The sequence below is a fragment of the Seonamhaeicola marinus genome (assembly GCF_008085455.1).
Map to the genome: position 1 here is coordinate 1 of NZ_VSDQ01000195.1, position 253 is coordinate 253.

General features: G+C 30.8%; 1 pseudogene. It reads left to right on the plus strand.

What is annotated here, in order from left to right:
- Positions 1–157 (plus strand): annotated as a pseudogene (locus FUA24_RS26085) (DUF5103 domain-containing protein); the annotation flags it as partial.
- Positions 158–253: the final 96 nt, after the last annotated feature.

A 253-nucleotide genomic window follows, 5' to 3' on the forward strand; every position in this document is an offset into this window, starting at 1 on the left:
CCTAAATAACAACACGGTTAACGAAGGCGCAATTAGTGGTAATTTCTACCAAACCGAAAACAACTATAAAGTTTTAGTATATTATAGAGATTTAGGCGCTCGCTACGATAAAATAATAGGTTTAGGCGAAACAACTTCTGTAAACATTAGCAACTAAAACACGTATTTTATCCACTTTTTTCAACCACCATTTAAAAAATTATTATTTTTGCACTGTAAACTTATTGTTTATAAGCACTTAACATGGTACAAC